This is a genomic window from Bradyrhizobium sp. CCBAU 51753, assembly GCF_015291565.1.
In the GTDB taxonomy this organism is placed as follows: Bacteria; Pseudomonadota; Alphaproteobacteria; order Rhizobiales; family Xanthobacteraceae; genus Bradyrhizobium; species Bradyrhizobium ivorense.
In genome coordinates, this window is sequence record NZ_CP030037.1 from 4,810,759 (window position 1) to 4,836,691 (window position 25,933).

Genomic DNA, 25,933 nt, shown 5'->3' on the forward strand with positions numbered 1-25,933 from the left:
ATGGCTCATGCCGAATTGACCGAAGTCGCGGCCGGCGAGGTGAATCAGCCCCCTCGCCGCCGCTCGTTCCTGGTCGCGCTGGAATCGCTGCTCGGAACGCTGGTCGAGATTCCCGCGGCGGTGCTCGTCGTCGCCGAGATCGTCATCCTGTTTGCCGGCGTGGTCGCGCGCTACGTGCTGCACCAGCCGCTGATCTGGTCGGACGAACTGGCGTCGATCCTGTTCCTGTGGCTGGCGATGCTGGGGGCGGCCGTCGCATTCCGCCGCGCCGAGCACATGCGGATGACCGCGGTCGTCGCCAACGCGCGGCCTGCGATGCGCGCCTATCTGGATCTGGTGGCGACCTGCGCGGCGCTGGCGTTCCTCGTGATGATCGCCTGGCCGTCCTGGGAATACGTCTATGAGGAAAGCTACATCACCACGCCGGCGCTGCAGATCCTCAACAGCTGGCGCGCGGCGGCGCTCCCGGTCGGCATCGCGCTGATGGCGTTGTTTTCGCTGTTGCGGCTGGTTCGGGCCGGCAATGTCAGGACGGTGCTGGCAGCGATCGCCTCGGTCGCGGCCATCATCGCCGCCTTCTGGCTGCTCAAGGGCGCGCTGAAGCCGCTCGGCAACCTCAATCTGATCATTTTCTTCGTCGGCGTGGCGGGTTTCTGCGTCTTCGCCGGCGTCCCGATCGCGTTCGGCTTCGGGCTCGCCACCTACGGCTATCTGGCGCTGACCACCAGCACGCCATTGATGGTGCTGGTCGGGCGCATGGATGAAGGCATGAGCCACCTGATCCTGTTGTCGGTGCCGCTGTTCGTGTTCCTCGGGCTCCTGATCGAGATGACGGGAATGGCGCGGGCGATGGTGGCGTTCCTGGCCAGCCTGCTGGGCCATGTCCGCGGCGGGCTGCATTATGTGCTGGTCGGCGCGATGTACCTCGTGTCAGGCATTTCCGGATCGAAGGCGGCCGACATGGCCGCTGTTGCACCGGTGCTGTTTCCGGAGATGAAGGCGCGCGGCGCGAAGCCCGGCGACCTCGTCGCCCTGCTCGCCGCGACCGGCGCGCAGACCGAAACCATCCCGCCGTCGCTCGTCCTGATCACGATCGGCTCGGTCACCGGCGTGTCGATCGCGGCGCTGTTCACCGGCGGCCTGTTGCCCGGCGTGGTGCTGGCGATCACGCTGTCGGCGCTGGTGTGGTGGCGCTATCGCGGTGAGAATTTGGGCCATGTGACGCGGGCCAGCGGCGCCGAGATCTTCAAGGCGCTGATCGTCGCCCTGCCCGCGCTGGCCTTGCCTTTCGTGATCCGTTACGCCGTGGTCGAGGGCATTGCGACCGCGACCGAGGTCTCCACGATCGGCATCGTGTACGCCTTCATCGTCGGCTTCTTCATCTACGGGCTGTTGATCTACCGCAATTTCGACTGGCGGCGGATCGTTCCGATGCTGGTGGAAACCGCCTCGCTTTCGGGCGCGATCCTGCTGATCATCGGCGCCGCCACCGGCATGGCCTGGGGCCTGACCCAGTCCGGCTTTTCGCGCGCGCTGGCTGCGGCGATGACCGGCCTGCCCGGCGGCTCCGCCAGCTTCATCGCGGTCTCGATCCTGGCCTTCGTGATCCTGGGCAGTGTGCTGGAGGGCATCCCGGCGATCGTGCTGTTCGGACCGCTGCTGTTTCCGATCGCCCGGGCGGTCGGCGTCCACGAGGTGCACTACGCCATGATCATCATCCTGGCGATGGGCATCGGATTGTTCGCGCCGCCGTTCGGGGTCGGCTATTATGCCGCCTGCGCCATCGGGCGCGTCGATCCGGCCGAGGGTATCCGGCCGATCTGGGGTTACATGCTGGCGCTGCTGATCGGCCTGGTCATCGTCGCCATCTTCCCCTGGATCTCGATCGGCTTCCTGTAAGAACCTTGGGATGGGCCACATGAGTGCAGCTCAAAACCAGTACGCGATCGGGTTGGACAAGACGCCGGCCAACTACGTGCCGCTGACGCCGCTGAGCTTCCTGGCGCGCTCGGCCGCGGTCTATCCCGACCATGTCAGCACGGTCTATGAAGGCCGCAGCTTCACCTGGAGAGAGATGTATGAGCGCTGCAAGCGCTTTGCGTCGTATCTGGCCGGCCGCGGCATCGGCCACGGCGACACCGTCGCGGCGATGCTGCCGAACATCCCGGCGATGAACGAGCTGCATTTCGCGGTGCCGATGACCGGCGCGGTGCTGAATGCGCTCAACATCCGGCTCGATGCGCCATCGATCGCGTTCCAGCTCGACCATGGCGGCGCCAAGATCATCCTCGTCGACCCGGAATTTTCCGGCGTGATCGCAGAAGCCCTGACCTTGATGGAGGGCGCAAAGCCGTTCGTGATCGACGTCGATGATGCGGCGTTTGCCGGCGGCAAGCGGATCGGCGAAATCGAGTATGAGGCAGCCGTCGCGCAGGGCGATCCTTTGTTTGTCGAGCGGCCGCCGGCCGACGAATGGGATGCGATCGCGCTGAGCTATACCTCCGGCACGACGGGTAACCCGAAGGGCGTGGTGACGCATCATCGCGGCGCCTATCTCAACGCCGTCAGCAACATCCTTGCCGGCAATCTCGGCCAGCATCCAGTCTATCTCTGGACGCTGCCGATGTTTCATTGCAACGGCTGGTGCTTTCCCTGGACCATCGCGGCGGCTGCCGGCGTCAATGTCTGCCTGCGCAAGGTCGACCCGGCGAAGATCTTTGAGCTGATCCCGAAGCACGGCGTCACCCACATGTGCGGCGCGCCGATCGTCTACAACACGCTGATCAATGCGCCTGACGCGCCGAAGGGCGGCAAGGCGAAGCCGGTCGTCGGTCTGATCGCGGGCGCGGCGCCGCCGGTCGCCGTGCTCGAAGGCGCCGAGCGCATCGGTGTCAAGCTGACCCATGTCTACGGCCTGACCGAGGTCTATGGCCCCGCCTCGGTCTGCGCCGAGCAGCCGGGCTGGGACGAACTGTCGGCCGACCAGCGCGCGCAGCTGAAGCGACGCCAGGGCGTCTCCTATCCGCTGCAGGAAGGCGTCACGGTGCTCGATCCGGAAACCATGCGCGAGGTGCCGCGCGATGGCGAGACCATCGGCGAGGTCATGTTCCGCGGCAACATCGTGATGAAGGGCTATCTGAAGAACGAGAAGGCGACCCAGGAAGCGTTTGCCGGCGGCTGGTTTCACACCGGCGATCTCGGCGTGCTCGACGAGCACGGCTACGTCATCATCAAGGATCGCTCCAAGGACATCATCATCTCCGGCGGCGAGAACGTCTCATCGGTCGAGGTCGAGGACATCCTCTACAAGCACCCGGCCGTGCTGTTCGCGGCGGTGGTGGCAAAGCCGGACCCGAAATGGGGCGAGGTGCCCTGCGCCTTCCTCGAATTGAAGGACGGCGCGAAGGCAACCGAGGCCGAGATCATCGCCTATTGCCGCGAGCACATGTCGGGCTTCAAGACCCCGAAATCGGTAGTGTTCGGCGTGATCCCGAAGACATCCACCGGCAAGATCCAGAAATTCCTGCTGCGCAATCAGGTCGGCTCCGCCAAGGCGATCTCGGCCTGAAGCAAGGCTCCACATGCTCGCTGTCGTCCCGGGGCTTGACCCGGGACCCATAACCACGAATGCCAATTGTGTTGCTGCGCTGGGGCGACAGCTTACCTCAACACCAAAGCCTGTGGTTATGGGTCCTGCTTTCGCACTACGGCATGCACACATCTGGTGCGAGGACTTACAGGTCAGGAAGGCACCACCGGATGTGAGCAACCGGGGACATGGGTAACAGTTCAGACCGACGACATAGGTAACACAATTCTCGTTTCGTTCAGGTCTGTTGTTGTTGAGGCTGTGGACCCTGAGGGCAACGCGCAGCGTTGTCCTCAAGTCCACAGCCTTTTGTCTTTCGTTTGGGTCTGCGGAGCAGGTCGCCCCGGTGGGCGATCGTGCCGAGCACGATCGGACCATAGCTGACGGTCCAGCCGTCCTGGTTCTCGGCCAACCCAACGGGTTCGCCGATCAACGCTTCGCTGATGTAGATCGTGTTGCCCAGCCACTTGATCTCTCCGTTGTGCCGGACGGAACGGACGTCCTGGTCGTGGTATTCCGGTTGGCGCAAGACGCCGTCGAAGCGGCGTGGGGAGGCCTGATAACGGTCGGCAGGCGTAGCATTGTCGAGCGACTGGTGCGGCCGCTCCTCGTTGTAGAGGTGCTGGAAGCTGTGCAGACGCTTGAGCTGCTCGCGCATGGTACGAGCCGGCGGATTGGCAACGTCTTGCAGCAGGGTCAGATGCATGCGCTCATGGCGCCCGTTCTGCTGAGGTTTGCCCGGTGCAATGCGCTCCGGCGTCACGCCGGCTTTGATCAGCTTGACCGACAGCCGCGACAATCCTCCGGCGCCGCGCGAAGCAAACGGCGAGCCGTTGTCCGAGCGCATGGCGTGCGGCAATCCAAACTCCCGGAACGCCGCGTCCAGCACCGGCCAGACATGATTGGTATCGGTGCGTGCCAGAGCCTGGCAGCGCAGCAGATAGCGGCTGTAGGCATCGGTGATCGTCAGCGGTTCGCAGCGCATGCCGTCCCCGGTCAGGAACCAGCCCTTGAAGTCGATGCACCACACGTCGTTGGCCGCCTCGCAACCGGCAAAGGGCGCGCTCGAAGGCGGGCCGCGCCGGCGCAGCTTGCGCTTCACGGTCAGGCCCTCTCGGTCGAACAGCTCGCCTATCGTGCTTGCGGCAGGCCAGGCCGTCCGAGGGGACTTCCGTTCGAGAAAGGCCAGCACCTTGATCGGCCCCCAGGTCGGATGCGCCCGACGCACCTCAAGGCAACGCTCGGCAATCTTCTCGGCAATGCTGTGCGGACGATGCAGCGGAGCTCGCGAACGATCGAACAGTCCGGCCGCACCTTCTTCCTCGAACCGTGCAAGCCATTTGTAGCCCACCCGACGGCTCACGCCGAACCGCCGGCACACCGCCGCAAATGATTCATCGTGCCTTTGCGCCACGACCACAAAACGCATCCGCTCATCCACAGCACAGGTCTCCATCCACCCCATCGGCAAGCTCCTCCTTGCCGATCAGTTGACCTGTTACCTATGTCGCCGGTCTATTCTGTTACCTATGTAGCCGGTTAGGACCGATGGGTTCCCTCCCCCCTTCGGGGGAGGGTTAGGGAGAGGGGTAAGCCGCGCGGGCGGTGTCTGTGGCTTACCCCTCGCTCCAACTCTCCCCCGCAAGGGGGGAGAGAGCCCTCCCACCTCCCGTGCCGCCTTAAGCAAGATCGGCTGAGTGATGTGCATGCCGTAGCGCTTTCGCAGGGACGACAGCGTGTGTTGGGCGAGGCGTTCAGTTCTCCGCGAGGCGGCCGAGCAGATCGTACAGCAGCTGCTTCTGTTCGGCATCGAGCCGCGCCAGCGTTTTGGCCGTGCATGCGATCTCGATCGGGATCAACTGCTCGACCAGCGCAACGCCGGCGGCGGTCAGGTCGATCAGCACCAGCCGCTTGTCGGTCGGATCACGCCGCGTTGCGACCAGCCGCCGCTTCTTCAGCCGCAGCACCACGTCGCGGATGTTGGCCGGCTCCATCGCGACGAGCCGGCCCAGCAGGTTCTGCGACAGCGCCCCGCGCTCATAGAGCCGCGCCAGTGTCGCGAATTGCGGCGCCGTCAGATCGTGCGAGCCGATCTGCTCGACCAGATTGGACGAAGCGCGCTGATAGGCGCGGCGCAGCAGGAAGCCGACCTGGTCCTCCAGCCGGTAATCTGGCGCCAGCCGCTTGACCGGCGCTGCCGGCTTAGTCGACGTTCTCGGCATCGCGATACATCACCTTGTGGCGCGTGGTCGAAACCCATTCGTCGATCTGGGCCTCGGTCATATAATGCGAGGCGTCGAACCTGTTCCAGTTGCTGATGTCTGACAGGCTCTTCTTCCAGCGCTTGTACGGCGGCTTCGCCGGCGGACCGAAGCACATGATGTCGAGCACCGACAGCTCCTCGGGGATGCCGAGCAGCGGCTTCATCGCCTGCTGCGCCTTCTCCTGCCCGATCGCAGTCACCCACCAGACATTGTAACCGAGTGCAGCCGCAGCGAGGTGCGCCGACATCGTCGCCGCCGCCACGCTCTGCAGCAGGATGCGCTCAGCATTCTCCTTGTACATCTTGTCGAGCTCGGAGCCGTCGTTGAGCACCGGAAACGCTCTGACCCAGCGAAAATCGCTGGCGACGACGATGAAGCCGGGCGCCGAGGCCAGGCCGCGATAGTCGGGCGTCGGAAACTTCATCTTGAGCTTGGCGCGCGCCACCTGCTCCTCGCGAAAATACTCGGTGATCCGGTTCTTCAGGTCCTGGTCGGTGACCGCGATAAAGTGCCAGGGCTGGGCATTGGCGCCGGACGGCGCGTGCCGCGCGGCCTCCAGGATCATGTCGTAATGCTCCGCCGGCATCACGTAGCTGGAATCGAACGCCCGCGTCGTCAGGCGGTTCTTCACGACGTCCATCAGGGCGTCATATCGCGTGCGGTCGGTGTAATCGCGCGTTGCCGTGGCTTCGGCCATCAGGTCCTTCCGATATTGTTATGATCATAACGATATCCGAATCGCGCGAAAGGTCAATGCGCAAGCGTGTGATCGCTGGCACGGCGAACGTGCGGCGGCGGACGGGTGCGGTCCGACCGAAGGAAATGTCGTGATTGGGAAGTGTCAGCCCGCCTGATCGAGCGTCAGGCGCATGCCGTCATAGGCCGGGATCACGCCGGGCGGCAGCTTGTGCCGCAGCACCTCGTAGTCGAGGTCGGAATGCATATTGGTGAGGACCGCGCGCTTCGGCTTGAAGCGCTCGATCCACGACAGCGCGTCGGCCACGCTGAAGTGGCTGGGATGCGGCGCATAGCGCAGGCCGTCGACGATCCAGAGGTCGAGATCCCTCAGCGCCTGCCAGCTCTCCTCCGGAATGTCGTGCAGGTCGGGCGTGTAGGCGGAATCGCCGATGCGGTAACCGAGCGCGGGAATCCGGCCATGCTGCACCAGGAAGGCCTCGAGCTTCAGCGCGCCGCCCTTCCCTTCGACCGTGTGGCTCTCGCCGGCCTCGATCGAATGCCGCGTCAGGATCGGCGGATAATCGCTGCCTTCCGGCGAGATGAAGCAATATGAGAACCGCGCCATGATGTCCTTGGCGGTGGACATGTTGAAATAGACCGGGATGCGGCGGCGCTGGTGCATCACGACGGAGCGCAAATCGTCGATACCGTGAGTCTGGTCGGCGTGCTCATGGGTCAGGAACACCGCGTCGATATGCTCGACATCGGCGTCGATCAGCTGCTCGCGCAGGTCCGGCGAGGTGTCGATTACGACGCGCGTGGTGCCCTGCGCCGTGGTGCGCTCGGCCATGATCGAGCAGCGGCGGCGCCGGTTCTTGGGATTGCCGGGATCGCAGGCGCCCCAGCCGAGCGCCGGGCGCGGCACGCCGGCGGAAGAGCCGCAGCCCAGAATTGTCAGTGTCAGCGTCATGCAGCAACCTTCGGCGCCGGCACTTTTGAGAACAGCCGGAAGAAGTTTTCGCTGGTCTGCCGCGAAATCTCGTCGAGCGAGACGCCGCGGGTCTCCGCCAGCACCCTGGCGACCTCGACGACATAGGCCGGCTCGTTGCGCTTGCCGCGGAATTTGCCGGGCGCGAGATACGGCGCGTCGGTCTCGACCATGATGCGGTCGGCCGGCAGTTCGGCCGCCAGCGCGCGCAGGGCCTCCGACTTCTTGAACGTGATGATGCCGGTGAACGAGATCAACAGCCCGAGCGCGATCGCTTTCATGGCGAGCTCGCGGCCGCCGGTGTAGCAGTGCAGCACGGCCTTGAACGGTCCCTTCGCGACCTCGTCCTCGAGGATGCGCCCGCAATCCTCGTCGGCCTCGCGGGTATGGATCACCAGCGGCAGTCCGGTCGCGCGCGCCGCGGCGATGTGAGCGCGAAAGCCGCGCTCCTGCGCCTCGCGCGAACCATGCTGATAGAAATAGTCGAGCCCCGCCTCGCCGAGCGCCACGACCTTCGGATGTTTGGTCAGCTCGATCAACTCGCTGGCGGGAATGCCGTCCTCTTCATCGGCATGATGCGGATGGGTGCCGACGGAGCAATAGACGTCGGGAAACCGCTCGGTGATTGCAAGCAGCCCGTCGAGCCGCTTGACCCGGGTCGAGATCGTGACCATGCGGCCGATGCCGGCCGCGTTGGCGCGGCCGACGATGCCGTCGAGATCGTCGGCAAAGTCGGGAAAATCGAGATGGCAGTGACTGTCGACCAGCATGATGTCCGAACCGCTCACTCGCTCTTCGGTTCCACGTAACGCGGGAACACACCAACGGGCGCCGGCAACAGCGTCCCCGGCTTGATCCGCTCCGCGAGCGCGGCAAACTGCCGAGCGTCCGCGGCAACACCGAGGCTGTCGAGCATCTTGGCGCAAGATTCCGGCATCACCGCCTGCGCCATGATCGCGATCTGGCGCACGACTTCGGCGGTGACGTACAGCACCGTCTTCTGACGCGCGGGATCGGTCTTCGCCAGCGCCCACGGCGCCTCGCCGGCAAAGTAGCGGTTGGCCTCGGCGACCACGGCCCAGACCGTGTTGAGCCATTGATGGATCTGCTGAGTCGCCATCGCGGTCCGCGAAGTCTCCAGCATGGCGTCGGCCTGCGCCAGGATCGCCTTGTCGTTGTCGCTGAACTCGCCCGGCTCGGGCAGCACGCCGCCAAGCTGTTTTGCAATCATCGACAGCGAGCGCTGCGCCAGATTGCCGAAATCATTGGCGAGATCGGCGTTGATGCGCGCGACAATGGCCTCGTGGTTGTAGTTGCCGTCCTGGCCGAACGGCACCTCGCGCAGGAAGAAGTAGCGCACCTGGTCGACGCCGTACTGGTCGGCGAGATTGAAGGGGTCGACGACGTTGCCGACCGACTTCGACATCTTCTCGCCCCTGCTGAACAGGAAGCCGTGGGCGTAGACCCGCTTCTGCACGGGAATCCCGGCCGAGAGCAGGAAGGCCGGCCAGTACACCGCGTGGAAGCGGATGATGTCCTTGCCGATGATGTGCACGTCCGCCGGCCAGTAGCGCCAATTCGCGTCGCTCTCGTCCGGATAGCCGACGCCGGTGATGTAGTTGGTCAGCGCATCGACCCACACATACATCACGTGCTCGGGATCGTTGGGGACCTTGACGCCCCAGTCGAAGGTGGTGCGCGAGATCGAGAGGTCCTTCAGCCCGCCGCGCACGAAGCTCATCACCTCGTTGCGGCGCGAATCCGGCCCGATGAAATCGGGCTGGCTCTCATAGAGCTGCAGCAGCTTGTCCTGGTAGGCGGACAATCTGAAGAAGTAGCTCTTTTCCTCGACCCATTCCACCGGCGTGCCCTGCGGGCCGCGACGGACGTTGTCCTCGCCGACGGTGGTTTCTTCCTCGGCGTAGTAGGCCTCGTCGCGCACCGAGTACCAGCCTGCATAGATGTCGATGTAGATATCGCCGTTCTGCTGCATGCGATTCCAGATCGACTGCACCGACCTGTGGTGCGCCGGCTCCGAGGTGCGGATGAAGCGGTCGAACGAGACGTTGAGCCGTTCATCCATTTCCCTGAAGCGCGCGGCGTTGCGGGTCGCAAGTGCTTCCGGGCTCATGCCCTCGCCCTGCGCGGTCTGGATCATCTTCTGGCCATGCTCGTCGGTGCCGGTCAGGAAGAACACGTCCTTGCCGTCGAGCCGCTGGAAGCGCGCCAGCGCGTCGGTCGCGATCGCCTCATAGGCGTGGCCGATATGCGGCTGGCCGTTCGGATAGGCGATCGCCGTCGTGATGTAGAAGACGTTGCCGCGATCTGCGGCCGGTGCGGCTATAGGCGCAGACGCAGGAGCAACGGCGGCTGGCTTGGGCTGCTTCGGCGCACGGGCCGGCTTTGGCGCCTTGCTGGCTGCCGGGGCTTTCGGTGCCTCTGGGGCCGGCGGTACCGGAGCGACAGCCTTTGCAGCCGCGGCCCTGGGCGCCGATTTGGTGGCCTTCTTCGCTGCCTTGTTTACTGTCTTCTTGGCCGCTTTCTTCGCGCCCGCTTTCTTGACGGTCTTTTTGGCAGCCTTCTTCGCCTTGTTGGCGACGCGCTTGCCCTTCTTGGCGGCGCGCGACTTGGCCGCAGCCTTCTTCCCGCTTGCGCGAGCGGGCGCCGCCTTCTTCGTCTTCTTCGCCTTCTTCTTCGACGATTTCTTCCTAGCGGTCGCCACCACAAAATCCTCTGTAGGTCGAAACGGGAATGTCGGGAGTGTTGTCAGACGGAGCGTCTATCGGGTTGCATCGGCGAGCATCGAAAACACCGAGAAAACCAGCGGCTTGCGCTCCAGATTGTAGGCTTCGGTATCGCGCGCGGCGCGGACGATCTTTTCCCATACCTCCGCCAGCCGTGCAAGGCGCGGCAGATTGGCATTGGCATCGCCAGTGCGCATGCGCTCGCTCATCCAGCGATCGATGCCGTCGATGAAGGCGGCAAGCGCGACGCGGTCGCTGGTGCCGAGCGCGTCGCCCAACGCATGCAGCTCACGCGGATCGACGTTGGGCAGCGTCGCGAGCAGCGCCGCGGTGCGCTGCTGCAGCTTGAGGGCGTCGCCGCCGAGCAGCGACAGCGCCCTGCCCACACTGCCCTCGGATGCGGCCGCGGCCTCCGCCAGCGCGGGATCGTCGGACGCCATGCCGGTCGCGGCGGCGGCCGCGCGCAGCACGTCGTCCTGCTCGAGCGGCCGCAGCAGCAATTTGCGGCAGCGGGACAAAATGGTCGGCAGCACCCGCGACGGCGCGTGGCTGACCAGCAGGAACAGCGACTGCTGCGGCGGCTCCTCGAGGATCTTGAGCAGCGCATTGGCGGCATTGGGATTGAGTTCGTCCACGGTATCGACGATGCAGACGCGCCAGCCGTCGACCGCGGCGGTCGAGCCGAAGAACGAGATCGTCTCCCGGGTCTCGTCGACCGTGATCACCGTGCGCATCACGCCGCGGTCGTTGAGGCCGCGCTCCAGCACCAGGAGCCCGCCATGCGCGCCGGCGGTGACCTGCCGCGCCACCGGATCGGATGGGTCGAGCCGCAGCGTCGGCGCCTGCTGAACCTGCGCGGCCAGCGGATTGCGGAACGCCAGCACGAACCGCGCCATGCGATAGGCCAGCGTCGCCTTGCCGATGCCCTGCGCGCCGCCGATCAGCCAGGCATGCGGGATGCGGCCGCTGCGATAGGCATCGAGCAAGGCGGCCTCCACCTCGCGATGCCCGAACAGATCGGGCGTTTCGCGCGGATGCCGGACCGCGATCTCCTGTTCGACCTTGCGCGCGCTCATGCCGGGCTTGCCGCCGATTGCGTCGCGCGCAGCCGTTCGCGCAGCTCCGCCCATATTTTGGCCGTGACCGCATCCGGATCGGGTGTGGCATCGATCAGCACGCAGCGCTGCGGATCCTCGGCCGCAATCTTCCGGTAGGCCTCGCGCAGATCCTGGTGGAACTTGACGTCTTCCGCCTCGAAACGATCCGCGGCCGCATTGCCGCGGCGGGCGCTGGCGCGCTGCAGGCCGACCTCGACCGGCACGTCGAGGATGAAGGTCAGATCGGGCTTGAGATCGCCGATGGTGACGCGCTGCATGGCGTTGACCAGGCCGGGCAGCACCTGCCCGAGCTGGCCCTGATAGGCGCGCGTGGAATCGAAGAAGCGGTCGCACAGCACCCAGATGCCCTGATTGAGCGCCGGCAGGATCACCGTGCGCACATGATCGTCGCGGGCAGCCGCGAACAGCAGCGTCTCGGCATCCGGCCCGAGCAGCTTGCCCATCCCCGACAGCACGAGGTGGCGAATGATCTCCGCGCCCGGCGAGCCGCCGGGCTCGCGGGTCACGATGACGCGCAGCTTGGCGGCGTCGAGCCGTTCGGCGAGCTTGCGGATCTGGGTCGACTTGCCCGAACCTTCACCGCCCTCAAAGGTGATGAAGCGACCGCGCAAGCTCGGCCGTTTGACTGCTGCCTCTGCCATGTCAGAGCTTCTCGACGCCGGCGCGGAACATGCCGATGACGAGTTCCTGCACGCCGTCGAGCGCACGGCGCATCGTCGACCCCGTGGCGACGGCGTCCGCCGCATAGACCGGCTGCTCCACCGCGACGTTGCCGCCACGCCAGACCCGGACGACGCCGATCTTCTGGCCGGCCGTGATCGGCGCCTTGACCGGGCCGCTATAGACGATGCGCGCGATCAGCTTGTCGTTGCCGTTCTTCGCCACCATCACCTTGACCGGATCGGGGGTGGTCAGCTTGACCGAGCGGCTCTCGCCGCCGAACACCCGGGCGTAACCGACCGGCTGGTTGGCCGCGATCAAGGTTCGGGTCTCAAAACTGCGGAAACCCCATTCCAGCATCTTCTTGGCCTCGGTGGCGCGGTCCTCGGAGTCCTCGAGGCCGTTGACCACGACGATCAGCCGCGTGTCGTTCTGCACGGCGGACCCGACCATGCCGTAGCCGCCCTCCTTGGTGTAGCCCGTCTTCAACCCGTCGGCCCCGGGCAGCGCGTTGAGCAGCGGATTGCGGTTCTGCTGGCGGATCTTGTTCCAGGTGAATTCCTTCTCGCCGAACAGCTTGTACATGTCGGGATAGGTCAGGATGATGTGGCGCGCCAGCACCGCGAGTTCCCGCACCGTCATCTTGTTGCGGGGGTCGGGCAGCCCGTTGGAATTGCCAAAGGTGGATTTGGTCAGGCCCAGCTCGCGGGCGCGCTTGGTCATGAAGTCGGTTGCGAAGGTATATTCGTTGCCGGCCAGCCCCTCGGCCAGCGCGATGCAGGCGTCGTTGCCGCTCGGGATGATCGCGCCGTGCAGGAGATCGTCGATCGAGACCTTGCTGTTGATCGCCGCGAACATGGTGGAGGTACCGGACGGCGCCCCGCCGCGCCGCCAGGCATTTTCGCTGATGCGGTACTCGTCGGTCAGCTTGGCGTCGCCCTTCTTGATGGCGTTGAACACCACCTCGGCCGTCATCAGCTTCATCATGCTCGACGGCGCGCGCAGCTCGTCGGCATTCTTCTCGAACAGCACGCTGCCGCTGGAGGCCTCGACCAGGATCGCGGTCGGGGCATCGCCGTCGAAACCTCCCTCGTCCTTCTTGGCGCCCTGCACGCTGTTGTTGGCGGCATAGACCACCCCGCCGCAGCCGATCGCCAGCGCGACGACGGCCGCGATCAGGCCGCGCCAGCCTCGTCCGGCGCGAGCGGCGAACGTGCGGGGAACTGCGGTCTTTCCTGCCATCGGCGATGTCCTGAAAGACTGCGTTCTAACAGGTGGAAGTATCGCAAACAACTGAGGTATTTGCGCTTATGCACGGCCGGCTGGATTGCCGCCTGCGCGGAACGTCCGTAATCTTGGAACCGGCAAAGGCAACAGAACCGGCAAACAAGGCGGAAACGCGATGTCCTCCTCACGCACCATCACCGCCAACGGCATCGACATGTTCGTGCGCGAGGCAGGCGAAGGACCTTTGGTCGTGCTCTGCCACGGCTGGCCGGAACTGTCCTACTCCTGGCGGCACCAGATCACCGCGCTCGCTGCCGCCGGTTTTCATGTCGTTGCGCCCGATATGCGCGGCTTCGGCCGCACCAGCGCGCCGGCCGATGTCGGCGCCTACTCGATCTTCGACACCGTCGGCGACATGGTCGCCCTGGTGGCCGCGCTCGGCGAAGAACAGGCCGTGATTGTCGGCCACGACTGGGGCGCGCCGGTGGCCTGGCACGCCGCGTTGTTCCGGCCGGATATCTTCACCAAGGTCGCCGGCCTCAGTGTGCCGCCGCCGTTTCGCGGCCGCGGGCGTCCGCTTCAGACCCTGCGCGAGGGCGGCATCACCAATTTCTACTGGCAGTATTTTCAGCCGCCGGGCGTCGCCGAAGCCGAGTTCGAGCGTGACGTCATCAGCACCATGCGGCTGGTGCTGGGGCGCGGCGTGTCCGATCCTGACTCGATGTTCGTCGACGAGGCCAAGGGCTTTCTGGGCAAGCTGCCGGGCGACAAGCCGCTGCCGACCTGGCTGACCGAGGCCGACATCGCCGAGTTCGCCGACAATTACCGCCGATCCGGCTTTCGCGGCGGCCTCAACTGGTACCGCAACCTCGACCGCAACTGGGAGCTGACCGCGCCCTGGCAGGACGCGCAGATCCACCAGCCCTCGCTGTTCATCGCCGGCTCGAACGATTCCGTCATCACCGGGCTGATCGGCGCCAAGCGGGTGGCCGACATGGAGCGCGTGCTGCCGAACCTGAAGCAGAAGCTGATCATCGAGGGGCCGGCCACTGGATCCAGCAGGAGCGCCCCGACGAGGTCAATGCGTCGCTGATCGCATTTCTCAAATAGTCAGGCGAAGTACCTGATTCAGTAGAGGCCGCGCCCGCTCAGCACCTCGGCTGGGCCGCGCGCGTCGATCGGCACATACGCGGACGCCGGGCTCGGGCTCGCGGCGTAGCGCTCATCATTCTCGTAGGATACTTCCCGCGGATTGTTCCGGACGCGGCCGCGGGAGCGGCCAGAGGCGGACATTTCGGAGGTGGCGTTGATCGAGGCGTAATCGGCCGAGGTATTGCCGAGGCTGTAGGGCCGCCCCTCCGGCAGCGGGACGTCGCCGCGGATCCGGCCGCCCGAGGACGACATCTCCGGCACGAATGGTCGCGCCGAGGCGACCCGGACCATCGACGGCGACGGTGCCGGCGTGCCGGTGCGTAGCGTTGCCATCAACTGGCGGTCGTCGGAGCCTTCGAGCGGTGCCCGGCCGACATATTCGACGCGGACGCGGGCGACGCCATTGCCTTTGAATTCAAGCAGTTCGGCGGCTTTGTTCGAGACGTCTATGAGGCGGTTGCCGTGATACGGGCCGCGGTCATTGACGCGCACGACCAGCGACCTGCCGTTGCTCAGATTGGTGACGCGGGCGTAGCTCGGCATCGGCAGGGTCGGATGGGCCGCGGTGAGCGAGCTCATGTCGAACACCTCGCCATTGGCCGTGAGGCGGCCATGGAAATCGTTGCCGTACCAGGAGGCGATGCCGTCGGCCCGGTAGTTGACGTCCTCCTCCGGCACGTAGGTGCGGCCGGCGACGACGTAGGGCTTGCCGATCCGGTAGGTGCCGCCGCCCTTCGGCACGGGATCGCCGAGCGCGACCACGCGCGGGCTGGACGACACGCCGTATCGGGGGTCGACGCGGCTGGCGAACTTGTTCGACGAGGCGCAGTTGGCGAGGACGAGGCACGTGGCCACCGCAACAGCGCCGCGCGCCGTCCGGATGATCGAATCTGGCCGTCTAATCCCCATCTGCCCCAAGTACCATTCTGCCGGACCCGCGCCTACTGCGAGGCGTCGAGGTCATCCCCATGATGCAGCCCACCTTCCGCACCAGACCGTGACGATATCGCAACCGGAACACGGCGGAAATGGGGTGAGCTTTCAAGCTAGCCCGCCGTGGTGAATGGTCTGTTGCGCGCCCTCCGTTGATCTACTGAGCTAAAGCCGCGCCAAGCGCCCGCACGTGTCCCGCAATCAGACACACTGTTGCAGCAAATCATCAGTCCCGGCGCATCTTCGATCCCAACAATTGAATCTTTTTGACTGTGCAAGGCTGCAATCGTTCTCTCGCCTGCGGGGCGCAAAGGAAGTTTGCGATGATCGAGACGGTTACAGCGGTTATGGGCCTGGTGAGTGCAGCCATCTTCGTGGCTCACGCTGTGGAAGGCTACTGGTATCGGGCCTGATCGGGTCCGTTGAAAGCGGAAAGACGCATCATCTCTTTCCAGGAGCAAGAGCGACAGTTCGGAAAGCTTTAATCAATTCGGATGAGCATCCCTTCAAGGCAGGTGTATCATGCGTAATCACGATTTGGTCTCCGACGGATTTCTGACCCTGACCGCAGCGAGCTTCGTGCTGCTGTGCTCGAGCCTGCTGGCGTTCGCGTTCAGCTGAAGACTAAGACCTTGGGCGCCGCGCGCGCCGTCCTTGCTGTCCCTTTGGGGCGACCGCATGCCCCTTTCGCGAACCTCCCCCCTTTGCTATGTCGCTCGCATCCAGACGGAAGGGTGGCCGAGTGGTTTAAGGCACCGGTCTTGAAAACCGGCGTGCCCGCAAGGGTACCGTGGGTTCGAATCCCACCCCTTCCGCCAGTACACTGTTCTGCGTTGTTCTCCCCGTTCGGAGTCCCCGGCAAAAATCAGTGCTTCCCCCCCGTCCAAACGAACACCGGAGGCGTCAGCCCCCGGTGTGTACGTCGTTTTGTCGTGTGGACCGCACTACGCCAGGAGATGATAGTTGATCAGTGTCCCGGCGCCCTTGTCAGCCTCGGTCTGGAATCCCGCCGGGTCGTATTGACCAATCAAAGCTATGCTCGCCGTGTGAACGCCGTCAGTGACGCTTAGCGTTCCGCCGGTCCCTTCAGCGTTCGCGGCGTAGTTCAGAGTTGTGTCCGCGAAGTTGAAATCAAGCAAATCCAAATGATTTTCGGAGGTCATACCTGAGACAATGCCCGAGAAGTCGAAGGCATGATCTAGTGCCAGAGTTCCCGACGAGCCGGCCGCGAATGCCACGTCTCCGGTCGAAGTTGCGGCAAACTCGAGCGTAGCCGTCCCACTTATGATCGCCGATCCGGTGCCGCTGACATTGCCCTCCACGGTGACGTTCCCACCATTGGCCCACAGGACGCCGTCATTGACGATGTCATTGTGAACGACGAGACCGCCACTTCCGGTCGCTTCGAGTGTTCCGGAATTGCTGATTGAGTTCGTCCCCGTATCGATGTCGAGCGAATTGGTCCCGGTTGCGATGATTGTCCCCTCGTTCACGAGGACCATCAGTCCAGCGCCAAGGTGTCCGGCTCCCGAGATGATATTGTCCACGTTGGTGAACGTGACGTCGCTGATCGCACCAGCAATGAAGTTTCCGGCGTTGTCGGACATGATCAGCTGACCGCCGCCCTCCAGCGTGATGCCATGTCCCACGAGCTGAAGATCGGTTTCAGCGCCGGCTGAATTCAGCGCGATCGTACCGGTGTTGTGGATCACGCCACTGAGCGGCAAGATCGCGCCGTCGTCGATCGTCATCGTGATCGGATTCTCCGTGAACGGAGTCTGGTTGAACGCGAAGTCGTCGGCGGAAAGCGACGCGGCACCCACGCCATACAGGGTGATCGATTGCCCCTCCCCCAGCGTGATGACGGCATTGCCGGCACCGTCGTCGACAGTGTGCGCTTGAATGTCGGCGAAGCTTCCGAAACCGACATATCCGACCAGGTCGATCATGTCGTGCATCGCGTCGAAACTGTAGACGACGTCGTGCCCAATCGGCTGCGAGAACACGAGCACGTCGCTACCGCTTGAGGCCGTCAGCGTATCGGTGCCCGCAACGGCGAAGATGGGAGAGCCCGGTGCATACGCTTCGACGTTATCGATGACGGTTGCGTGTCCGATACTGCCATCGGAATTCGTCCAGGCCAGCGCGACATTCAGGACCGCCGCTCCGACGTAGTCGACAGGCGATGTGATCGCCAGCGACGACACGTTATTGGTCGTCACCGTCCAGCTGCCGTCGCTGTTGTGCGTCCCCTCGTTCAAGGTCCATCCCGAAGGAACGCCGGTAACGGTCACGGTGGTGGCTCCGACGTGATCGGCAGGATCGTTCAGGGCCAGATTGATCTCGGAGCCCGCAACTCCTGCCGGCTTTGCGACGCTCAGCGTGATCGTGTGGACGACACTGCTGCTCGTGCCGTCGCTGGCCACCACATTGATGATGCGCGCCGGGGAATCGATGTGCGCTCCGGATTTGATGTCAGCGTACTGGAGTCCTCTGAGGATGGTTTGGTAGGTGCTGACGGACGCCGACCCGGTGATGGACAGAGTGACCGGATCCGTATTGTTGGTTACGCTCGACGTAAAGCTCACCGTCAATCCGGCAGCCGTAGCAGCCGAGGATGCGGCAGCATTGAGCGACAGTATCTCCCTGATACCGGTCCCTGAACTATTATCCTGCGGATTGGTGAGAGTAATTGTCAGGGACGCCAGGTTTGCCGAATCGGCGTCGGTGATCGTCGCAGAAGAAGCGATCAACAGGGGAGCTGTCTGTGATGGATAGCTCGCCGTGGCGTCATTGCCGGCACCCGGTCCATTCAAATCCACAACCGGCGCGATGTTCGTCGCATTGATGGTGATATTGGCGGTGTCGGTTGCAGCGGAGAAGGCCGTCGTACCTCCATTGGAGGAGGTGTTCACACCGGTCGCTCCGTTCGACCCACTGGTTTGGTCCCAGGCACGGAATGTGATGGCGCCTGTATTCGTCCCGGCAAAACCCGGGCTCGGCTGGAAGTAAAGTCGCGTGTTGGCGTCGGCCGACAGCAGCAGAGCCGACGTGTTCGACACCGTGCCCACAGCCGTCCATGCCCCACCGTTGTTGGTGGAGAAGAACCAGGTGCCATGGCTCGTATCAGTGCCGACCAGTGCGATGCCGGTCACCGCACCGGTGTCGGCATCGGTGACGTTATCAAGGCCGCCGACCGGAGGATTGAGATCGACCAGCGCCGAGACAAGTGTCCCGACTGCACCGACTGGCGCTCCGACCCCCTGGTTCTCGGACGCGAGGACCGGCGTTTTGGTTGCATCCAAAACCGGCGCGTCGTTCGCACCGTTGATGGTCACGTCGATCACCTGCGTGGCGGTACCGTCGAACGACTTCACTGTCAGCGTATCGTGTACCTGCGTGCCGCCTGCGAGTGCCTGGACATTGGCTTGGCCGTTGCCGAGCGTGTAGCCCCACACGCCGCTTAGCGCGTTGAAGGTGAAGGTGCCGTAGGTGCCGGCCAGGGAGGCCGGGGTTTGGAAATGGTTCTGCCCCGTATCCACATCATTGGCCGTCAGCGTATTGCCTGCCGTCAACCCGCCGTCCTCGGTCACCGAGCCGCTCGCGGTACCCGTGATGGTGGCGGTGTCGTTGGCGCCGGTGATGTTGACCGTGATGGTCTGGCTTGCGGTGCCGTCGGCCGAGGTCACCGTCAGCGTGTCGGTGGCCGGCTGGCCGGCGATCAACGCTTCCGTTGCCGCCTTGCTGTTGTCGAGCGTGTAGCCCCACACTCCGGTGGCGGGATCGAAGCTGAAGTTGCCGTAGGTCCCGGCCAGCGCCGAAGGATCGACGGCAGCAAAATGCGCCTCGCCGGCATCGACGTCATGGACCGTCAGCGTGCCGCCTGCGGTGGCATCGCCGGTGGTTGCCTGAACGGTGGCGTTGCCGGCGCCGGCTTCGGTCACCGAGGTGTCCTCGCTGCCCGACGCCGTGATGGTGGCGGCGTCGTTGGCGCCGGTGATGTTCACCGTGATGGTCTGGCTTGCGGTGCCGTCCGCCGATGCAACGGTGAGCGTGTCGGTGGCCGGCTGGCCGGCGATCAACGCTTCGGTCGCCGCCTTGCTGTTGTCGAGCGTGTAGCCCCACACCCCGGTGGCGGGATCGAAGCTGAAGTTGCCGTAGGTCCCGGCCAGCGCCGAAGGATCGACGGCGGCAAAGTGCGCCTCGCCCGTATCGACGTCATGGACCGTCAACGTACCGCCGGCGGTGGCATCGCCCGCCGAAGGCAGCGTCGTCGCATTGCCGGCCCCAGCTTCGGTCACCGCGGTGTCCTCGCTCGCCGACGCCGTGATGGTGGCGGCGTCGTTGGCCCCGGTGATGTTGACCGTGATGGTCTGGCTTGCGCTGCCGTCGGCCGATGCAACGGTGAGCGTGTCGGTGGCCGGCTGGCCGGCGATCAACGCTTCGGTCGCCGCCTTGCTGTTGTCGAGTGTGTAGCCCCACACCCCGGTGGCGGGATCGAAGCTGAAGTTGCCGTAGGTCCCGGCCAGCGCCGTCGGATCCACCGCCGCAAAATGCGCCTCGCCCGCATCGACGTCATGGACCGTCAACGTACCGCCCGCGGTGGCATCGCCCGCCGAAGGCAGCGTCGTCGCGTTGCCGGCGCCGGCTTCGGTCACCGCGGTGTCCTCGCTCGCCGACGCCGTGATGGTGGCTGCGTCGTTCGCGCCGGTGATGTTGACCGTGATGGTCTGGCTTGCGGTGCCGTCCGCCGACGTCACCGTCAGCGTGTCGGTGGCCGGCTGGCCGGCGATCAACGCTTCGGTCGCCGCCTTGTTGTTGTCGAGCGTGTAGCCCCACACCCCGGTGGCGGGATCGAAGCTGAAGTTGCCGTAGGTCCCGGCCAACGCCGTCGGATCCACGGCCGCAAAGTGCGCCTCGCCCGCATCGACGTCATGGACCGTCAGCGTGCCGCCCGCGGTGGCATCGCCGGTGGTTGCCTGAACGGTGGCGTTGCCGGCGCCGGCTTCGGTCACCGAGGTGTCCTCGCTGCCCGACGCCGTGATGGTGGCGGCGTCGTTGGCGCCGGTGATGTTCACCGTGATGGTCTGGCTTGCGGTGCCGTCCGCCGATGCAACGGTGAGCGTGTCGGTGGCCGGCTGGCCCGCCGTGAGGGCTTCGGTCGCCGCCTTGCTGTTGTCGAGCGTGTAGCCCCACACTCCGGTGGCGGGATCGAAGCTGAAGTTGCCGTAGGTCCCGGCCAGCGCCGAAGGATCGACGGCAGCAAAATGCGCCTCGCCGGCATCGACGTCATGGACCGTCAGCGTGCCGCCCGCGGTGGCATCGCCGGTGGTTGCCTGAACGGTGGCGTTGCCGGCGCCAGCCTCGGTCACCGAGGTGTCCTCGCTGCCCGACGCCGTGATGGTGGCGGCGTCGTTGGCGCCGGTGATGTTCACCGTGATGGTCTGGCTTGCGGTGCCGTCCGCCGATGCAACGGTGAGCGTGTCGGTGGCCGGCTGGCCCGCCGTGAGGGCTTCGGTCGCCGCCTTGCTGTTGTCGAGCGTGTAGCCCCACACCCCGGTGGCGGGATCGAAGCTGAAGTTGCCGTAGGTGCCGGCCAGCGCCGAAGGATCGACGGCGGCAAAGTGCGCCTCGCCGGCATCGACGTCATGGACCGTCAGCGTGCCGCCCGCGGTGGCATCGCCGGCGGTTGCCTGAACAGTGGCGTTGCCGGCGCCAGCCTCGGTCACCGAGGTGTCCTCGCTGCCCGACGCCGTGATGGTGGCTGCGTCGTTGGCGCCGGTGATGTTCACCGTGATGGTCTGGCTCGCGCTGCCGTCGACTGAGGTCACCGTCAGCGTGTCGGTGGCCGGCTGGCCGGCGATCAACGCTTCGGTCGCCGCCTTGCTGTTGTCGAGTGTGTAGCCCCACACCCCGGTGGCGGGATCGAAGCTGAAGTTGCCGTAGGTGCCGGCCAGCGCCGTCGGATCCACCGCCGCAAAATGCGCCTCGCCCGCATCGACGTCATGGACCGTCAACGTACCGCCCGCGGTGGCATCGCCCGCCGAAGGCAGCGTCGTCGCGTTGCCGGCGCCGGCTTCGGTCACCGAGGTGTCCTCGCTGCCCGACGCCGTGATGGTGGCGGCGTCGTTGGAGCCGCTGATGTTGACCGTGATGGTCTGGCTCGCGCTGCCGTCGACTGAGGTCACCGTCAGCGTGTCGGTGGCCGGCTGGCCGGCGATCAACGCTTCCGTTGCCGCCTTGTTGTTGTCGAGCGTGTAGCCCCACACCCCGGTCGCGGGATCGAAGCTGAAGTTGCCGTAGGTCCCGGCCAGCGCCGTCGGATCCACGGCCGCAAAGTGCGCCTCGCCCGCATCGACGTCATGGACCGTCAGCGTGCCGCCGGCGGTGGCATCGCCGGCGGTTGCCTGAACGGTGGCATTGCCGGCGCCGGCTTCGGTCACCGAGGTGTCCTCGCTGCCCGACGCCGTGATGGTGGCGGCGTCGTTGGCGCCGGTGATGTTCACCGTGATGGTCTGGCTCGCGGTGCCGTCCGCCGATGCAACGGTGAGCGTGTCGGTGGCCGGCTGGCCGGCGATCAACGCTTCCGTTGCCGCCTTGCTGTTGTCGAGCGTGTAGCCCCACACTCCGGTGGCGGGATCGAAGCTGAAGTTGCCGTAGGTCCCGGCCAGCGCCGAAGGATCGACGGCAGCAAAATGCGCCTCGCCGGCATCGACGTCATGGACCGTCAGCGTGCCGCCCGCGGTGGCATCGCCGGTGGTTGCCTGAACGGTGGCGTTGCCGGCGCCAGCCTCGGTCACCGAGGTGTCCTCGCTGCCCGACGCCGTGATGGTGGCGGCGTCGTTGGCGCCGGTGATGTTCACCGTGATGGTCTGGCTTGCGGTGCCGTCCGCCGATGCAACGGTGAGCGTGTCGGTGGCCGGCTGGCCCGCCGTGAGGGCTTCGGTCGCCGCCTTGCTGTTGTCGAGCGTGTAGCCCCACACCCCGGTGGCGGGATCGAAGCTGAAGTTGCCGTAGGTGCCGGCCAGCGCCGAAGGATCGACGGCGGCAAAGTGCGCCTCGCCGGCATCGACGTCATGGACCGTCAGCGTGCCGCCCGCGGTGGCATCGCCGGCGGTTGCCTGAACGGTGGCGTTGCCGGCGCCAGCCTCGGTCACCGAGGTGTCCTCGCTGCCCGACGCCGTGATGGTGGCTGCGTCGTTGGCGCCGGTGATGTTCACCGTGATGGTCTGGCTCGCGCTGCCGTCGACTGAGGTCACCGTCAGCGTGTCGGTGGCCGGCTGGCCGGCGATCAACGCTTCGGTCGCCGCCTTGCTGTTGTCGAGTGTGTAGCCCCACACCCCGGTGGCGGGATCGAAGCTGAAGTTGCCGTAGGTGCCGGCCAGCGCCGTCGGATCCACCGCCGCAAAATGCGCCTCGCCCGCATCGACGTCATGGACCGTCAACGTACCGCCCGCGGTGGCATCGCCCGCCGAAGGCAGCGTCGTCGCGTTGCCGGCGCCGGCTTCGGTCACCGAGGTGTCCTCGCTGCCCGACGCCGTGATGGTGGCGGCGTCGTTGGAGCCGGTGATGTTGACCGTGATGGTCTGGCTCGCGGTGCCGTCCGCCGATGCAACGGTGAGCGTGTCGGTGGCCGGCTGGCCGGCGATCAACGCTTCCGTTGCCGCCTTGTTGTTGTCGAGCGTGTAGCCCCACACCCCGGTGGCGGGATCGAAGCTGAAGTTGCCGTAGGTCCCGGCCAACGCCGTCGGATCCACGGCCGCAAAGTGCGCCTCGCCCGCATCGACGTCATGGACCGTCAGCGTGCCGCCCGCGGTGGCATCGCCGGTGGTTGCCTGAACGGTGGCGTTGCCGGCGCCGGCTTCGGTCACCGAGGTGTCCTCGCTGCCCGACGCCGTGATGGTGGCGGCGTCGTTGGCGCCGGTGATGTTCACCGTGATGGTCTGGCTTGCGGTGCCGTCCGCCGATGCAACGGTGAGCGTGTCGGTGGCCGGCTGGCCGGCGATCAACGCTTCGGTCGCCGCCTTGCTGTTGTCGAGCGTGTAGCCCCACACCCCGGTGGCGGGATCGAAGCTGAAGTTGCCGTAGGTCCCGGCCAGCGCCGAAGGATCGACGGCGGCAAAGTGCGCCTCGCCCGTATCGACGTCATGGACCGTCAACGTACCGCCGGCGGTGGCATCGCCCGCCGAAGGCAGCGTCGTCGCATTGCCGGCCCCAGCTTCGGTCACCGCGGTGTCCTCGCTCGCCGACGCCGTGATGGTGGCGGCGTCGTTGGCCCCGGTGATGTTGACCGTGATGGTCTGGCTTGCGCTGCCGTCGGCCGATGCAACGGTGAGCGTGTCGGTGGCCGGCTGGCCGGCGATCAACGCTTCGGTCGCCGCCTTGCTGTTGTCGAGTGTGTAGCCCCACACCCCGGTGGCGGGATCGAAGCTGAAGTTGCCGTAGGTCCCGGCCAGCGCCGTCGGATCCACCGCCGCAAAATGCGCCTCGCCCGCATCGACGTCATGGACCGTCAACGTACCGCCCGCGGTGGCATCGCCCGCCGAAGGCAGCGTCGTCGCGTTGCCGGCGCCGGCTTCGGTCACCGCGGTGTCCTCGCTCGCCGACGCCGTGATGGTGGCTGCGTCGTTCGCGCCGGTGATGTTGACCGTGATGGTCTGGCTTGCGGTGCCGTCCGCCGACGTCACCGTCAGCGTGTCGGTGGCCGGCTGGCCGGCGATCAACGCTTCGGTCGCCGCCTTGCTGTTGTCGAGTGTGTAGCCCCACACCCCGGTCGCGGGATCGAAGCTGAAGTTGCCGTAGGTCCCGGCCAGCGCCGTCGGATCCACCGCGGCAAAGTGCGCCTGGCCCGCATCGACGTCATGGACCGTCAGCGTGCCGCCCGCGGTGGCATCGCCGGCGGTTGCCTGAACAGTGGCGTTGCCGGCGCCAGCCTCGGTCACCGAGGTGTCCTCGCTCGCCGACGCCGTGATGGTGGCTGCGTCGTTGGCGCCGGTGATGTTCACCGTGATGGTCTGGCTCGCGCTGCCGTCCGCCGATGCAACGGTGAGCGTGTCGGTGGCCGGCTGGCCGGCGATCAACGCTTCCGTCGCCGCCTTGCTGTTGTCGAGCGTGTAGCCCCACACCCCGGTGGCGGGATCGAAGCTGAAGTTGCCGTAGGTGCCGGCCAAGGCCGTCGGATCGACGGCGGCAAAGTGCGCCTGACCCGCATCGACGTCATGGACCGTCAGCGTGCCGCCCGCGGTGGCATCGCCGGCGGTTGCCTGAACGGTGGCGTTGCCGGCGCCGGCTTCGGTCACCGCGGTGTCCTCGCTGCCCGATGCCGTGATGGTGGCGGCGTCGTTGGCGCCGTGGATGGTCACGGTCAACGTGGTGGTCGCAGTCGCTCCCGCGGTGTCTTTGACCGTGTAAGAGAACGTGTCTGTGAGGGTATCGTTGAACGTCGGCAATGCGTTCACTGCCGTATCGGCATTGTTCACATTGTAGGTGTAAGAGCCGTCAGCATTGAGATGCAGCGTGCCGTGCGCACCGACGATATCGGACCCGGCGCCTGTGCTTAGGGTAGCACTCGTTGTCCCAGCGACAACGCCGGCGACAGACTTCGTGGCAGAACTAAAATCAAAATCGTTCGTCAGAACGTTGCCGGTCGGATTTACACCGGGCGTCCCATTGTTGACGCCGCCTGCTTCTGTCGCCGAAGCGGTATCCGATTTGGCCGCAATGGTAAGAACCCCGGCGCTATCGCGAACCTCAACCTTCTCAATGGCCGCGACCTGCAAATTCAAGGTCTTGAAAGTGTATATGGTCTCGTCAGACTGCCCGGTCTGCGCATTGATGTGCGCTGGCACCCAAACATTCTTGTAGTAGGAAATTTCAGCCTGGATGTTGCTGTCTGCGAGCTGCGCAGCGCTCAGCCAAATCTGAAGTGTATCGGCGTCCGGGGTCGCCCCCGCTTTGCCTAGCTGTACCGCGCCGCTTCCGCCGTTGTAGGAGTCATATCCCTGGAATGACGATCCGGAGATCGTCGACTGCGTACCCACGCTTCCCAACGTGGTCTGGTCCGTTCCGGAGTATGCAACCCCTCCGCTGATCTGCTGGGTTGCTGCGCTGAAACCAGTTGATCCGAGGATATACTGATTTTCGAATGCCTTGTAGATGAGGATGTCGGTTCCTGATCCTCCCAAGAGAGTGTCGAAACCGCTGCCCCCGTTGAGGATGTCATCGCCGGACCCGCCATTCAGGCGGTCATTTCCCGCTCCACCCGAGAGAATGTCGTTTCCCGACCCACCGACCAAATTATCGTTGCCCTGGGTACCCGAGAGGATGGTCGTGCCGCTGGCGCTTGCCATTACTTTCGCTCCAAAATCTTGTTCGCAATAATTTCGCGGTCGGAGGCCGACCTATTCAAAATTCAAATCGGTCGAGGTCTGAAATCTCGACGCGGCGTCGCGCTTGGCGGCGTTCAACCGACCAAACGGTCCTGGATCGCATTGATGAAGTCGCCGCCAGGGCGCGTTGCCTGCCAGCAGATTACTCGCGAGACCTGCGGACTGATCGAGCGGAAGGTCGGAAGAACAACG

General features: G+C 65.3%; 12 protein-coding genes, 1 tRNA gene and 2 pseudogenes. 4 read left to right on the forward strand and 11 right to left on the reverse strand.

Annotated elements, in window-relative coordinates:
- Together XH93_RS21760 and XH93_RS21765 are read left to right on the forward strand one after the other, a co-directional pair.
- The gene (locus XH93_RS21760) at window positions 1-1,899 is read left to right on the forward strand and encodes a TRAP transporter large permease subunit (protein ID WP_194469095.1); all 1,899 of its coding nucleotides are present in this window, start codon (window positions 1-3) and stop codon (window positions 1,897-1,899) included.
- Between the two features lie 19 nt (window positions 1,900-1,918).
- Window positions 1,919-3,568, forward strand: coding sequence for an acyl-CoA synthetase (locus XH93_RS21765; RefSeq protein WP_194469096.1), 1,650 nt, complete (start codon window positions 1,919-1,921; stop codon window positions 3,566-3,568).
- 373 nt (window positions 3,569-3,941) lie between these two features.
- Here XH93_RS21765 and XH93_RS21770 read toward each other — a convergent pair.
- The 9 genes and pseudogenes from XH93_RS21770 to XH93_RS21810 form a co-directional block, all read right to left on the reverse strand.
- A pseudogene (locus XH93_RS21770) lies at window positions 3,942-5,054 on the reverse strand (integrase core domain-containing protein); the annotation flags it as partial.
- Between the two features lie 289 nt (window positions 5,055-5,343).
- Window positions 5,344-5,811 carry a MarR family winged helix-turn-helix transcriptional regulator gene (locus tag XH93_RS21775; RefSeq protein ID WP_194469097.1) on the reverse strand — a complete coding sequence of 156 codons (468 nt, stop codon included), beginning with the start codon at window positions 5,809-5,811 and terminating at the stop codon, window positions 5,344-5,346.
- Window positions 5,792-6,550, reverse strand: coding sequence for a nitroreductase family protein (locus XH93_RS21780; RefSeq protein ID WP_194469098.1), 759 nt, complete (start codon window positions 6,548-6,550; stop codon window positions 5,792-5,794). Before XH93_RS21780 ends, XH93_RS21775 begins: the two co-directional genes overlap by 20 nt.
- 144 nt (window positions 6,551-6,694) lie before the next feature.
- A complete protein-coding gene (locus XH93_RS21785) occupies window positions 6,695-7,501 on the reverse strand; it encodes an MBL fold metallo-hydrolase (protein WP_194469099.1) in 807 nt (268 codons plus the stop codon).
- Window positions 7,498-8,289, reverse strand: coding sequence for a TatD family hydrolase (locus tag XH93_RS21790; protein ID WP_194475277.1), 792 nt, complete (start codon window positions 8,287-8,289; stop codon window positions 7,498-7,500). Before XH93_RS21790 ends, XH93_RS21785 begins: the two co-directional genes overlap by 4 nt.
- Before the next feature lie 14 nt (window positions 8,290-8,303).
- Window positions 8,304-10,241, reverse strand: coding sequence for a methionine--tRNA ligase (gene metG, locus XH93_RS21795; protein WP_194469100.1), 1,938 nt, complete (start codon window positions 10,239-10,241; stop codon window positions 8,304-8,306).
- Window positions 10,242-10,298: 57 nt separating this feature from the next.
- Window positions 10,299-11,339 (reverse strand): DNA polymerase III subunit delta', encoded by a 1,041-nt coding sequence (locus tag XH93_RS21800; protein ID WP_194469101.1) that lies wholly within the window; start codon window positions 11,337-11,339, stop codon window positions 10,299-10,301.
- Window positions 11,336-12,022, reverse strand: a complete 687-nt coding sequence (tmk, locus tag XH93_RS21805; protein ID WP_139483625.1) for a dTMP kinase — start codon at window positions 12,020-12,022, stop codon at window positions 11,336-11,338. Before tmk ends, XH93_RS21800 begins: the two co-directional genes overlap by 4 nt.
- Before the next feature lies 1 nt (window position 12,023).
- Window positions 12,024-13,283, reverse strand: a complete 1,260-nt coding sequence (locus XH93_RS21810) for a D-alanyl-D-alanine carboxypeptidase family protein (RefSeq protein WP_246799266.1) — start codon at window positions 13,281-13,283, stop codon at window positions 12,024-12,026.
- Window positions 13,284-13,443: 160 nt separating this feature from the next.
- Between XH93_RS21810 and XH93_RS21815 the strand changes: the two are divergent.
- A pseudogene (locus XH93_RS21815) lies at window positions 13,444-14,378 on the forward strand (alpha/beta fold hydrolase).
- 18 nt (window positions 14,379-14,396) lie between these two features.
- On the opposite strand, the gene XH93_RS21820 reads toward XH93_RS21815, so the two are convergent.
- Window positions 14,397-15,329, reverse strand: coding sequence for a septal ring lytic transglycosylase RlpA family protein (locus XH93_RS21820; RefSeq protein ID WP_194469102.1), 933 nt, complete (start codon window positions 15,327-15,329; stop codon window positions 14,397-14,399).
- 752 nt (window positions 15,330-16,081) lie between these two features.
- Here XH93_RS21820 and XH93_RS21825 point away from each other — a divergent pair.
- Window positions 16,082-16,171, forward strand: a tRNA-Ser gene (locus XH93_RS21825).
- Window positions 16,172-16,297: 126 nt separating this feature from the next.
- Here the strand turns inward: XH93_RS21825 and XH93_RS21830 are convergent.
- Window positions 16,298-25,702, reverse strand: a complete 9,405-nt coding sequence (locus XH93_RS21830; RefSeq protein WP_194469103.1) for a VCBS domain-containing protein — start codon at window positions 25,700-25,702, stop codon at window positions 16,298-16,300.
- Window positions 25,703-25,933 lie beyond the last annotated feature (231 nt).